Annotated in this window: 8 protein-coding genes, 2 tRNA genes and 1 pseudogene; 3 read left to right on the top strand and 8 right to left on the bottom strand. The window is 42.7% G+C overall.

The annotated features are described in order from the left end of the window. Positions 1-6: 6 nt before the first annotated feature. The 4 genes and pseudogenes from DMB45_RS13540 to DMB45_RS13525 form a co-directional block, all read right to left on the bottom strand. Positions 7-1,896: a TonB-dependent receptor plug domain-containing protein gene (locus DMB45_RS13540; protein WP_041504389.1), complete on the bottom strand. Its 1,890-nt coding sequence runs from the start codon at positions 1,894-1,896 to the stop codon at positions 7-9. A gap of 60 nt (positions 1,897-1,956) precedes the next feature. After that, positions 1,957-2,298, bottom strand: a complete 342-nt coding sequence (locus DMB45_RS13535) for a DUF1893 domain-containing protein (RefSeq protein WP_394341866.1) — start codon at positions 2,296-2,298, stop codon at positions 1,957-1,959. 51 nt (positions 2,299-2,349) lie between these two features. Beyond that, positions 2,350-3,169, bottom strand: a pseudogene (locus DMB45_RS13530) (4Fe-4S binding protein). Positions 3,170-3,519: 350 nt separating this feature from the next. Further along, positions 3,520-4,047, bottom strand: a complete 528-nt coding sequence (locus DMB45_RS13525; RefSeq protein WP_235375106.1) for a flavodoxin — start codon at positions 4,045-4,047, stop codon at positions 3,520-3,522. 444 nt (positions 4,048-4,491) lie between these two features. Between DMB45_RS13525 and DMB45_RS13520 the strand changes: the two genes are divergently transcribed. Together DMB45_RS13520 and DMB45_RS13515 are read left to right on the top strand one after the other, a co-directional pair. Further along, a complete protein-coding gene (locus tag DMB45_RS13520) occupies positions 4,492-4,731 on the top strand; it encodes a hypothetical protein (protein WP_146216453.1) in 240 nt (79 codons plus the stop codon). A 28-nt stretch (positions 4,732-4,759) separates the two neighbouring features. Next, on the top strand, positions 4,760-5,764 hold the full coding sequence (locus DMB45_RS13515; RefSeq protein ID WP_082027519.1) for a DUF362 domain-containing protein: 1,005 nt from the start codon (positions 4,760-4,762) through the stop codon (positions 5,762-5,764). 91 nt (positions 5,765-5,855) lie between these two features. Here DMB45_RS13515 and DMB45_RS13510 read toward each other — a convergent pair. From DMB45_RS13510 to tsaD, 4 genes are all read right to left on the bottom strand, one after another. Beyond that, positions 5,856-5,928 (bottom strand) — tRNA-Gly (locus DMB45_RS13510). A 196-nt stretch (positions 5,929-6,124) separates the two neighbouring features. Continuing rightward, positions 6,125-6,206: transfer RNA gene (locus DMB45_RS13505), tRNA-Tyr, on the bottom strand. Positions 6,207-6,414: 208 nt separating this feature from the next. Next, the gene (locus DMB45_RS13500; RefSeq protein ID WP_041504393.1) at positions 6,415-7,344 is read right to left on the bottom strand and encodes an NAD(P)-dependent oxidoreductase; all 930 of its coding nucleotides are present in this window, start codon (positions 7,342-7,344) and stop codon (positions 6,415-6,417) included. A gap of 37 nt (positions 7,345-7,381) precedes the next feature. Next, positions 7,382-8,407 (bottom strand): tRNA (adenosine(37)-N6)-threonylcarbamoyltransferase complex transferase subunit TsaD, encoded by a 1,026-nt coding sequence (gene tsaD / locus DMB45_RS13495; RefSeq protein WP_041504394.1) that lies wholly within the window; start codon positions 8,405-8,407, stop codon positions 7,382-7,384. A 282-nt stretch (positions 8,408-8,689) separates the two neighbouring features. On the opposite strand from tsaD, the gene DMB45_RS13490 reads away from it, so the two are divergent. Next, a complete protein-coding gene (locus tag DMB45_RS13490) occupies positions 8,690-13,087 on the top strand; it encodes a translocation/assembly module TamB domain-containing protein (protein ID WP_110688850.1) in 4,398 nt (1,465 codons plus the stop codon). Positions 13,088-13,109: the final 22 nt, after the last annotated feature.

Below are 13,109 nucleotides of genomic sequence, written 5' to 3'. Positions count from 1 at the left end.
TTCATATTAAAAATTGATATTCACTCCCCCCATAAACGTGGCTTCGGGCATCGGATAGCCGATATTGATCTCGTAACTTTGTGCAAGCAAGTTTTCTCCACGTACGAAAAGGTCTGCAAAGCGGAAGACCCGGTAACTTCCCCGCATGTTCCACAATATGAAATCTTCTTTTATCTTGGAAGGTTTGACTTCTGTATAAAGTCCTCGGACATACATTATTCCCGTTGATATATTCCATCTTCCCCGGGTAAAGTCGGCTCCGGCATACAGTTTATGTTCGGGGGCTGCAATAACAGGATGCACCATTCGTAACCAACTGTAATTGGCTGATATATTCCAGGAACGATTCGGTCGGTAAGACATGTCAGTTTCAACTCCCCAGTTCTCAATCTTTCCGGTGTTGATATTTTTACGATGTTTATCGTCCATAACTACGGTTTGAATGGTATTGTCGCCGTTGATATGGAAAAGGTTTATTCCATACGACAAGGTATTTTTCATTAGACGTTGGGACCAGGAAAGTTCGTAACTCATGATCCGTTCTGGTTTGAGATCCGGATTTTTCGAACCGAACATGTATAGTTCTCGAAGTGTCGGGTTTCGAAATCCTTTGCTCATCAAGGCTTTCAATTCGGCGTTCGGTTGAAATTGCGTACTTATCCCGACTTGAGGAATCCATTCTGTTCCGCTTTGGGAATGGTGATCTATCCGAACTCCCGCGTTGAAGGTAAAGATTCTTCCGATAGACTGCCGAAAATCCATGTATCCGGCTATTTCATTTTCCGATTTGTTGACTATATCCGTGTGATTGCCATTCAGAAATTTATTCCAAGCTTCACCTCCGATGTGTTGATAATCCGCACCGACGGTTATTCGGTTACCGGTAAATAGCGTTACACTTTGGTACCAGGTGAGGCCTAACATTTTATCGGTGGAATGAAACCGGTAATTCAGCGGTTCTTCTTCGCGGGAATAGCCATCGTTGATTTTATGGCGTCCCCAATTATAGTAGAGTTTTAAGGCTCCCGATGTATGGTTGTAGTTATTTTCGAGAGAGAAAGAGGTTACGCCACGGGTAATCCGTGAATCGTTATCGAAAACGGGAGAGGTCATCGTGCCGGGATTGGACGTGTTATAATGGGTTAGGTTTATATCTGCAAATAAATTCCAAACCCGATTTAATTCATATCCCAGTTTGGCGTAACCTCCGTATTGCTCAAATTCCATATCTGAACGGTGGCCGTCGGTCCGGTTGTAAGAACCGGTCACGATGCTGTTGAAGCGTCCCTGCCGGATTTGATTGGAGAGTTCGGTTGTCAGGGTGTTGTAAGAGCCGTAACTTACTCTCGCGTGATTCTTTATACCATCATCCTGTTGTTTACGAGTGACAATGTTAATGACGCCACCCATAGCGTTTGAACCGTACAAAACGGATGCTGGACCTCGTACGACTTCCACTTTCTCCGCTAACATGGATTGATAGGCATCAGACAACGGATGCCCCATTAGTCCCATGTATTGCGGGTGACCGTCTATTAATATCAGCAAGCCGGTTGTGGGGTTGCCTCCGATGCCGCGTAAACTCATACTCCCGGCGGCTCCCGTGGATATGCCGTATCCCATAATACTCCGGCTTGTAGTGAAAAATCCCGGTATTTGTTCTGTCAGTATGGGTAACAAAGATTGTTCATACCTGTGTTCGATCTGGTTTCGTTTGATTATCGATATACTCATGGGGAGATGACGGATCTCCGTTTCATTGCGCGTCCCCGTAACGACAACTTCATCTATCGTGTAGTTTTTAGTCGAACGGGTACTGTCTTCTTGGGAGTATACATCTAATTCTAAAAATAGTAAAAAGTTGACTATTAGAATATAAGTTATTTTCTTGTTCATTTCCTATTGTTAAGTATGAAGTTTTGTATCGTGGAGAAGATATCTTGCGTCGATTTTACCTCAAAGCAGGCGGATTCCAACGGACACCATCCGGTTTTTAATAAAAGGAACAAGTTGTCCGAAGTCAATCCGGATGTTAGTGTCTTGTAATAGATCCAAGGCCGGTTGACTGACAACGTCCGCGTATATCCGTCGTGCATTTCCCAATATCATCAATGTGGCGGCCGCTTTGCCTACGATCTTGTCTGCAATGACGGCTCCCTGTAGGAAGGGAGCGTCCTGGCGAAGTAAGCCGTATAAATCGGCTATTCCGGGTTGTTTGAAAGTACGGATCGATTCGTTGTTGGCGATCACGCAGGAGTATTGGTCTGAATGCAGTAAGTGAATTAAGTTTTCGATCATCGCGTTGCTTGTATCAATCGTTAGAGAAATGAGGTTATTTTTATTAATAGGTTATGCGATTCGGTGCGACTGGTGTCCTTCCACGTAAATGGCACTAAAAGGGCGGGCCGGACATAAATTTTCACAAGCTCCGCAGCCGATACAATGCTCTGTATTTACTACCGGAATCCGGGGTGAAGTCGATACGTTCGGATCGGAGGTGACCATATGTATCGCCTCTGTGGGACAATGGCGAGCGCAGTTGCCACAGCTAACTCCGTCGGTCAGAGGAATGCAATTTTCTTTTACCCATACGGCATGACCGATTTGTATCGCCGATTTATCCGCTGGGGTAATCGGATGAATGGCACCGCGTCATTGTACTTTTCATCCATGCCTCAACGGAATAAAACGTATAGCTGTTTATCCTTTCGGCTCCATAAGCCAATAGGTTATTTCCCCATTGCCGAAGGGATGCAAACAGATTCGAAACGATACGGCCGTAAGTGCTATAAGGATCGAGTAAGGCGACTAACGAGCCGATGCCCGCGAATAAAGCCATGATAAACACGGATAATATGCCGTATCGTAGCCAGGATAAAGCGGGCGAATAGTGAAAGCGATTCTTTTTTTGTTTTCCGGCCAGCCAAGAGATGGTATCTTGAAATATACCGAGGGGACAAATGACAGAACAATAGATGCGTCCGAATACCGACGTTAGTATGATAAGAAATACCACCACGCCAACATTCCATGCCAGTAAAGCGGGTAGAAGTTGTATTTTGGCCAACCATCCGAACCACGTGTGTATTGTTCCCGTGAAGTCGAGGAATAGCATGGATATGAGGGTAAAACTCACGATGGCGATTGTTCGTCTGATAGTACGTAACATGATATTTATTTTTTAAAAGTAAATATTCGTATACCGGAAAATAGATTTACCCGATTTTCCCGTAGATTATTGTTTTATGTTCTTTTTTCTCGATTCCCATGTCTCCGGGGATTGGATCGTTTTTACTGTTTTAATCATTAAGTACTTGGTCGTGTTGATGTTGATACAAAATTAAAGAGTTGAAGGGGGATGTTTTGTATACAGATTACAGAGAGTTATACCAATTTTACGGATTCGTTTTTTTGTGAAACAGATACATGGATAAGAATAGGCGGTAAGATGAATCTTGAAATTCTCTTGCCGCCTGCACGAGGTATGTACCGCCCCCCTTTGGGTTTGTTCCTTCACCTTTATTTTACAACTCCGATTTCACGCAACCATTTCTCTACCTCTTTGCGTGAGCTCTCTGCTTTCTCGCCGTTCGTTAAAAAACCTTTTTTGTGTTCCTGTTTGTCTGTATGCTTTACGAAATCTGTAAAGCAATTCTGTTCGCCTCCGCCTCCGTGAGTGCAGAAAGGGATAAGAAGCTTACCGGAAAAATCGTAGCTTTCGATAAATGTCAGTATGGGCATAGGCATTGTTCCCCACCAATTCGGATAACCGATAAATATAGTGTCGTACAGTGCAATATTTTCGACTTTGGTTTTGAGGGCCGGGCGGGCATGGGCCTCTTTTTCTTTTTTAGCGACGTCCGTACATGCGCGGTATTCCGCCGGATAGGGTTTTGCCACTTGAATCTCAAACAGGTCTCCACCCGTAAACTCTTTGATATGGTTCGCTATTGCCCGGGTATTTCCGCTACGGGAGAAATAAACAACCAATACTTTTTTTTCGGTAGATGTTTTTTGCGCTTCTGAATCTGTGCTGAATATTGCCATAATCGTCATAATTAATATTAAGCTTTTTGTAATCATCTTTTCTTGTTTTTAGGTTTATATTCTTCGGTGAAAAAGGGTTTATTTGATCTATTTTATATGACAAAATTATGTCGGATGAGTTAAAATGTTCATATACGGATTACGGATTGTCATACCAATATTACCGATCGCATAAATTGTTAGGGAATAATGTATTAAGAAGAGACTGATAGGTAAACGGAAGCAGAAATCGAAAGAAAATAATGGATTTGAATTTCCTGTTTATCGAAGCTTGGAAATTCTATTTTTAAGCCTTGATTTCAATTTCCTTTTCTTATTATTTGGATTTTTTATTTTTGATCTGTAATAATGGTAAGGATATCTGTAATCGGTATACCAATTGTTTTTTTTCTGCACTTATATTTGTATCGGATAAAAAGAGAATTACGAATGAAAATAGTACGTATGACATTGATAATTATTGTGGCGATTGTTGTGGTTCTTGGTATTGTTACGGTGATAATAATTGATCATCCCAGTTTCGGTAAAGCTTCGCATGGTGAACGTTTGGAACGTCTGAAGCTCTCGCCTGATTATCGTGACGGACAATTCCGAAATCTTATTCTTACCCAACGGTTGACCTCGGACAAAGGAAAATTTGCCGCGACACAGGTATTTACCGAATGGTGGAAAGAGGGAGAATAATATCTTAAACATAATAAAAAAGATCGGTATGAAAAAAAGTGTATTTACATTAATGGTTGCGGTTATACTGCCTTTTTCCGTTTTTAGTTCTTCCCGGGAAAAGGGAGACAGGCAGACGTTGCGGGAAGAAAATTCTGACGGACGGGGGGCTGTAACGAAAAAGACGGCGAAAGTATATATGACGAAAGAGATTACCCCGCGGAGTCTTAAACGTATTTACGAAGCGTTGAATCGTCCCGCGACCGGAAAAGTGGCCGTTAAATTGAGTACGGGAGAACCGGGCGGCAATAATTATCTGAAACCAGCATTGGTCGGTGATTTGATAAAAGCCGTGAACGGTACGATTGTCGAGTGTAATACGGCCTACGGGGGAGGACGGGCAACGACGGAAGCTCATTTGAAGGCAGCGGAGGATCACGGTTTTACGGCGATCGCACCGGTTGATATTATGGATGCCGAAGGTGAAATTCGTCTGCCGGTCAAAGGAGGTAAGCACATTACCGAGGACATTGTCGGTTCGCATTTTAAGAATTACGATTTCACTTTGGTACTTTCACATTTCAAAGGTCATGCCATGGCCGGTTTTGGCGGAGCCGTTAAAAATATATCTATCGGTATTGCTTCTTCTGCTGGTAAACTTCTTATTCATTCGGCAGGAAAGAGCACTACTAATTGGGAACATCCGCTTCAGGATGATTTTTTAGAGACGATGGCTGAGGCGGCCAAAGCTGTTGCCGATCATTGCGGGGACAAAATTATTTATATCAACGTGATGAATAATCTTTCGGTGGATTGTGATTGCGATTCCAGTCCTGCCGATCCTCAAATGGGCGATATCGGTATTTTGGCTTCACTCGATCCGGTGGCACTGGATAAGGCCTGCATCGACCTTATTTATGCCTCTTCTGATCACGGACGCGTTCATCTGATAGAACGTATGGAATCGCGACATGGAATACATACCTTGGAGTACGCGGAGAAAATAGGACTCGGTAGTCAAGGGTACGAATTGATTCTTTTGAACGGGAAATAATAATTCAGGTAGGTGTTGATGATGATCGTGTTTCAAAACGTGCCAACGTTATGTAAAAAAAGCACTTACTTTTGTAAGTGCTTTTTCGTAGAGCGGAAAACGGGACTCAAACCCGCGACCCCCAGCTTGGAAGGCTAGTGCTCTATCGACTGAGCTATTTCCGCAGATATAAGTTCCTCTCCCGTATGGATGGCCTCACTTTGCTCGGCGGTCCTGAAGGGGGAGACCTTACTAATTTTTACTAACGAAAGACGAAGTCTTTCTTGTTGATTGAAAAATATTTAACCTTCCAAAAACGGACTTTTGACGGTAAACTTTTTTCAATCACGGATGCTTTCTGCATCCGCTATTAAAAATTCGTGGGCAGTGATGGATTCGAACCACCGAAGGCTAAGCCAGCTGAGTTACAGTCAGCCCCATTTGGCCACTCTGGTAACTGCCCTTGTTCAAAGAACGTTTGCTTGTCGTTAGCGGGTGCAAATATAGGGTTTTTTGTATATATTGCAATAGTTGTGATCGATTTTTTGAGTGAAAATCGAGAGGTATTTAAATAAATGAAGCTATTTATTTCTTTATTTGAAAATTACGATTCCGTGTCCCGGGAAATAAAATGAAAGAGGAACAATCCGGATTGTTCCTCTTTCATGTATTTAGTTGACCACATTGGTCGGGGTTCCCTTGAAAAAGTTCAATATGTTGTCGACCGCTTCCCGTCCGGTAGCGATGCGGGTATCGATGGTTCCGGTACCGTTGTGCGGAGCCAGTATCACGTTATCCAGGCTATAAAGGATTTCGTTGATATGCGGTTCGTTTTCGAAAACATCCAAGGCTGCTCCGGCAATTTTTTTGTTCAGGAGGCATTCTGCCAAAGCTTGTTCGTCAATTACAGCTCCTCGGGCCGTGTTAATCAGAAAAGCACTCGGTTTCATTAAACTTAATTCCCGTTTCCCGATCATGTGCCGGGTGTCATCGGTAAGAGGCGTATGGATGGAAATGAAGTCGGATCTTTGTAAAAGCGTGTCCAGATCCACTTTTTCATACCCTTCGACGGTAGTACGACGATTGTGATAGATCACTTTCATCCGAAAAACGGACGCCATCTGGGCTACTGTTTTCCCGATGTTACCCATGCCGATGATACCGAGTGTCCTTCCTTCGAGTGTGTAGCCCAAATTCTTCATGGTTCCCCACATGCTCTCTTTTTCTACTCTTAAACGACGGTCGCATTCTGCAATTCTGCGGGCCACGCTTAACATAAGTCCCATGGCCATTTCTGCGGTCGGGAAACAGACGGCTTTGGGCGTATTACAGACGGCAATACCTTTCGAGCGGGCGAATTTGATATCGATGTTATTGAATCCGACGCCGAAATTGCTGATTAATTTCAGGTTCTTGCCGGCTTCAATGACCTCATTATCGATCGGACGAGTGAATATGCCTAATAAAGCATCGTATTCAGAAACCATTTTTATTAACTCTTCTTTAGAGAAGAATTCTCCCTCCGGCAAAGTTACCGTGTGTTCTTTACCCAAGGCTGTAAAAGATTCATGAGGGATATTATACGTAACTAATATTTTCATGTGATTGTAATTTAATAAATGAATTTTTATATTGTTGTCAAATTTTTAAACTCATTCTGGCATCGGCAGGAGCTTCTAAACCGATGAACTGGGATTTTAGGTACTTGTAATATCCCGTGACCGCTACCATTCCTGCATTGTCGAGCGAGAAACCGAGGCGGGGGATATATACCTCCCATCCGAGTCTGTCCGCTTCTGCGTGTACGGCTTTTTGTAATCCAGTGTTTGCAGAAACACCGCCTCCTATGGCAATTTGCTTGATCCCGGTCTGTTTGGCTGCTTTTTTTAGTTTAGCCATAAGTATATCGATGATTGCTTTTTGCAATGAAGCGCAAAGGTCGTTCAAATTGTGCTGTATAAAATCAGGATCATTTTTTATTTCATCCCGGATGGAATACAAGAAGGATGTTTTTAATCCGCTGAAGCTGTAATCCAAACCCGGTATTTGTGGTTTGTTGAAAGAGAAGCGTTGCGGATTCCCTTCTTTGGCTAAGCGATCGATGATCGGTCCGCCGGGGTAGCCGAGTCCCATGACCTTGGCACACTTGTCGTAGGCTTCCCCGGCCGCATCGTCGATGGTTTGTCCGATTACTTCCATATCGAGGTAATCCCGAACGACAATGAGTTGGGAGTTGCCTCCGGATACTAATAACGTGAGAAAAGGAAACTGAGGATGATGGGCTTCAATACCCGGTTCTTTGATGAAATTAGCCAAGATATGTGCCTGTAAATGATTAACCTCGATCATAGGTATTTGTTTGGCGATGGCAAAGCCTTTGGCAAAAGAGGTCCCCACGAGCAGTGAACCCAGTAATCCCGGACCCCGGGTGAAAGCTATGGCGGTAACCTCGTCGGCACAGGTTCCGGCAAGTTTTAAGGCTTGAGCAACCACGGGTATGATATTTTGTTGATGGGCTCGGGATGCTAATTCCGGAACTACCCCGCCATAAGCCTCGTGTACTTTCTGACTGGCAATGACGTTGGATAATACCACACCGTCTTTCAGTATTGCGGCAGAGGTGTCGTCGCAGGAAGATTCGATCCCTAATATAATAATACTCATTGTTTTTTAATTTAGAATTAACATGACCGGAGCAGGCAAATGCGATAAAATTGTTTTGCGTTTGTAATGAACAGTAGAACATGAATTTATAATTGCATTACCGCTAAATCTATTCATTTTCAATTTTTCAAATTATTTTCCTTTTCTGGTCATAAAATGTTCTGCAATATTAATAAATTTGCGTTCAACTAAAACGGCTGTGTTATAAAAAAAATAATAAGTATACTATCTACGTGCTTGGTGGGGTTGGGACTACTGGTCGCAATCCTTTATTTGGCATTTATGACTCCTTGGGTACAGACGAGGGTTGTGGAGTTTTTTACCCGTCAGATCGAGAGGCAAACGGGGACGGAAATTTCCATAGGGAGGGTAAACTTCCGCCCGATCGAATCGTTGGTACTCGAGGATGTGCTGATAAAAGATGCCCGGAAAGATACGCTTTTGTTTTGTAAACGTTTGGTAACGAAGGTGGATTCCGTTAGTTTCGTGAAACGGCGTTTTACTGTGACGGAAATGGGATTTGAGAAAGCCCTTTTTAATCTGTGGGTCACGCGAGGTAAAGAGGGAGGTGTCACGAATATAGAGTTGTGGTTGGATGTTCTTTCCAATGCAAGGGATACCTTGTCCTCTTCCGTTACTTCGGCATCTCCGTTGGAATGGAATGTAAATTTGTCCAAGGTATATTTGAAGGATTGTCGTTTCAAATACGCGGAGGATGAATATGAGCCTGAGGAGTATGGGATCAATTGGACAGACGTGGACTGTCGGAAGTTGGATGTAGTGATTTCCGATATCGATTTTTCAGGAGGTAGGTACGGGGCATATGTTTCGGGATTGACATTGGAAGAAAAATCCGGGTTTCGTTTATTGAATTTATCCGCAAGAATCCTGGCAGAAGACGATCAATTGTTGATTACCAAAGGCTTGATACAGACAGAAAGAAGCGAACTTTACCTGGATACGTTGCAATACAATTGGGTCCCGAACGAAAGGTATTGGCATTTTTTCACCCAAAAGATGAAACAGCGGTATGTTTTTTCTCCTTCCACTTTACACTTTGACGATTTGGCTTATTTTAACGGGGAGTTGTTGGGTATGAATAATATCATTGTCGCGAGTGGGGAGGTTTCGAGTACGGTAAATCGATTGGAGGGGCGTCGGTTGGAAATTTACCTTGGGGAGAAAAGTGTTATTAAAGGGGAATTTAAATCCATAGGATTACCCCGTTTTTGGGAGACGGATTTTGATATCACGTTCCGGGATAGTAGAATTGCTTCTGAGGAATTGGAAGGTATTTACATGCCTTGGTTGGAAAGTCATTATGTAAAATTGCCGGACTTGTTGCATAAATACAGGACTTTTGATTTGGAAGGGAATTTTAAGGGTAGAATAGAAGATTTCATATTAACGGCAAAAAGTGAGACTCCCGGGCTTTTGGGGAGTATAGGATTAACCTATAAACCGGATACGATAGCCGGGCATCGGTACCATGGAAGCTTCCGTTTTTATCATGTGGATTATGGGTTTCTTACCGGACAATCTTATTTGGGGAATGGTTCTTATTTCGGGAAATACACGGGGTACTTGAGAGATTCATCGTCTGCTTTTACCTTGAATAGCCGAATTGGCCATGTAAACCTGTTTCACGGTTCGGTGCGAAATATCGCTTTGGATGTTCATAGCGATAACGACTACATGCAACTTTCTTCATTCGTGGAAAATGACAGTATACAGGCCAGAGTCGCGTTAGACTATACGTACGGGGGGGATGCGATTCGACTGGCGGATGTGTCGGGAGAGTTGCATGTCCGGCATTGGGACTCGTGGAATACGCCTGTTTTTGGAGAACGAGAATCCTTCGGTTTCCGTTTTTTCGGTAATTACGAACAAAGAAACGAAGATGCGGAAGTGAAATTATCCGTTTCAGATCTCTCGTATGAAAATATCCGGGGAAAGTTTACCGTCGATTCGATACGTTTGGATCATAAAAAGATAGAGGACTATGGATTGACAGATTTACGCTCTTCCATGGCGGATGTACGCGTGGAAGGTTTTTACGCGGGGCTTACTTTCGAAGATTTTGTGGATAATCTGATCTGTCGTTATATCCCGGCTTATCGCTATGCTGTAGATAAAGCATTGAGACCGGGGACGAATTTTATTTGTGAAGCGGCACTCAAAGAAATAAGTCCCGTGTTGAAAGTTATCTATCCCGAGTTAACGGTTTCAGACGGGACGAGCTTTTCCTGTGATTTCAATGATTATCAAGGGAGTTTGCGAGTGAGAGTGGAAGCGGACACGTTGCGTTGGGGAGATATGCATTTGTATCATTCGAAAATCCGGGCGATCGGCGATTCTTCGACTTTACAATGTATATATACCGCGGATGAATTGAAATACAAACGTATAGGACGATTGTATAATGTTCGCAACGTGACGAATATAAAGACCAATGACGTGGACAATGCCCTTTCATGGGGAAATTGGGAAAAGGAAACATATTCCGGTTCCTTGTCGGCTAACTTACGATTGATGAAGTATCACGACCGGTATATTACACAAGTTTTTGTAAATCCCGGTACGATCGTTATGGCGGATAGCGTGTGGCAGGTCGAGAGGGCTCTTCTGTTAAAAGAGGATAAAAATATCTTCGTGAATAATTTTGTTATCTATCGTGGCGATCAACGTTTTAGCTTGCAGGGAAAAATCGGTAGCAGTCCGAGGGATACGCTTACTGTTTCTTTTGATAATTTTGATCTGGCGGAGTTTAATAGGATTATTTTCGATAATAAGGTGAAACTTTTTGGAAAAGTAGTCGGGCGGGTGAACGTGTCCGATTTTTATAAAGATCGTTTGGTTTATGCTAACGTAGACGTAAATCGGTGGGGTATAAATCAGGATACGTTGGGAACAATGAAGATCCGTTCTTTTTGGGATGCTCCGGGGAGTGCATTACAAATGCAGGTCTCGGACCAGATCGGTGATCAGGTGCCGTTGTTTATATCGGGATATTATAAACCCTCTTCGGACAGTATAAACATAAATATGTCCCTCTCCGGTATTGATATGAAATATGTATCTGATTACTTTCCGGATCTTATCAAAAAGGGTTCGGGTTCGGTTTTCGGTGATTTATCTTTGGCCGGAACGATGGAGGACGCTAAGGTCAACGGATTTTTAGGCATGGATACTGTTTCCTTCGCTTTGACCGGGTTGAATACGGATTTTTCTATTGACGACCGGATACAGATAAGAGACAACAGAATTTTACTGGATCGTTTTGCTATTCGGGATGCCGCTTCCAACGAGGCGACTTGTTCCGGATATTACGATATAGGAAGCAGTTTGTATGATGTGAATGTACAATTAAAGAATTTCATGGTGTTGAATACGCGTATGGAACAAGGCGAATCTTTCTATGGTCAATTGTATATTAGCGGGCTGACTCGTATGCACAATTTGAACGGGCCGACTAATTTTGCTGTTAATATAAAGACGGAACCTCATTCTAAAATATACGTTCCCCTGACATCGGCCACTTCGGAAAATAGCGGACAATTTTTGCATTTCATGGGTAACGAGCGGTCGGATACCCTGAGGCGTCCTTTGGAGTTTCAGCATTCCTTGGCAGATTGGGTCGATCTGAATGCTAACCTGGAGATTAATAATAATCTGGAGGTACAGATTATATTTGATCCTACGATCGGGGATATATTGAAGACGGTGGGAAGTGGGGATATCAGAGTTTCTTTGGATAAAGACCGTCAATTAAATGTTTTTGGTGAATATAAAATCGAAAAAGGGGATTATCTTTTCACGTTGAGTAATTTGGTCAACAAAAAATTTATTTTGACTCCCGGGGGAAGTATAAAATGGAATGGCTCTTTGGATGACGCTATCATTGATATGAGTGCTGTTTATCATTTAAAAACGTCGTTGAATGATTTATTGTCCGGCATGGAGAAGGGGACAACCAAGGTACCCGTGGAGTGCGTGTTGAACTTGAAAGAAAATTTGATGAATCCTTCCGTGAACTTCAGTATTAATTTCCCTTCTTTGGATGCCCAGATGAAAAGTTTGATACAAAGTCTTTTCGCCAGTCAGGATGATATCAATAAGCAGATGTTTTCTCTTTTGATATTGAATAAATTTTACACTCCGGATTACGTAGATAAATTGGAGGGTAAGGAGGAGAGAAGTGCCGGCTATCAGGTGGGAGTGACTACCGCGAGTGAGTTGCTTTCTAACCAGTTGTCTCGTTGGTTCTCGCAAATCAGCAATAATTTCGATATAGGGTTCTCTTACCGTCCCGGGGATGAGGTGACTACCAATGAATTCGAACTGGCTCTTTCCACTCAAATTTGGAACAACCGGGTGACTATTTCTGCTAACGGTAATGTGGTCGAAAAGGCTAAAACGACTTCTAATAGTCCGATTACGGGAGATTTTGACGTGGATGTAAAAATCAATAAGCAAGGTACTTTAAAATTGAAGGCTTATTCTCATACGGATGAGAAGATCACGTACAATGCCACGGAGACGGTTCAAGGGGTCGGTATCTCTTATCAAGAGACTTTCGATACATTCAAAGAGTTGTTACGAAAATATTTTGGTTTTTTCAAACGGAAAAAAACTTTACCGGAAGATATGCAAACGGTTGATAATAAAGTACAAGATTAATATTCTGTATGCTCTTTTTTAT

It is taken from the genome of Sanguibacteroides justesenii (assembly GCF_003204205.1).
Lineage (GTDB): Bacteria > Bacteroidota > Bacteroidia > Bacteroidales > Marinifilaceae > Gabonibacter > Gabonibacter massiliensis.
This window is presented reverse-complemented; position numbering and strand designations above follow the sequence as displayed.

Coding starts and splice junctions, on each gene's coding strand:
- DMB45_RS13540 (WP_041504389.1), bottom strand. CDS start 1,896: ATGAACAAGAAAATAACTTATATTCTAATAGTCAACTTTTTACTATTT.
- DMB45_RS13525 (WP_235375106.1), bottom strand. CDS start 4,047: ATGGCAATATTCAGCACAGATTCAGAAGCGCAAAAAACATCTACCGAA.
- DMB45_RS13520 (WP_146216453.1), top strand. CDS start 4,492: ATGACATTGATAATTATTGTGGCGATTGTTGTGGTTCTTGGTATTGTT.
- DMB45_RS13535 (WP_394341866.1), bottom strand. CDS start 2,298: ATGATCGAAAACTTAATTCACTTACTGCATTCAGACCAATACTCCTGC.
- DMB45_RS13490 (WP_110688850.1), top strand. CDS start 8,690: ATGACTCCTTGGGTACAGACGAGGGTTGTGGAGTTTTTTACCCGTCAG.
- DMB45_RS13515 (WP_082027519.1), top strand. CDS start 4,760: ATGAAAAAAAGTGTATTTACATTAATGGTTGCGGTTATACTGCCTTTT.
- tsaD (WP_041504394.1), bottom strand. CDS start 8,407: ATGAGTATTATTATATTAGGGATCGAATCTTCCTGCGACGACACCTCT.
- DMB45_RS13500 (WP_041504393.1), bottom strand. CDS start 7,344: ATGAAAATATTAGTTACGTATAATATCCCTCATGAATCTTTTACAGCC.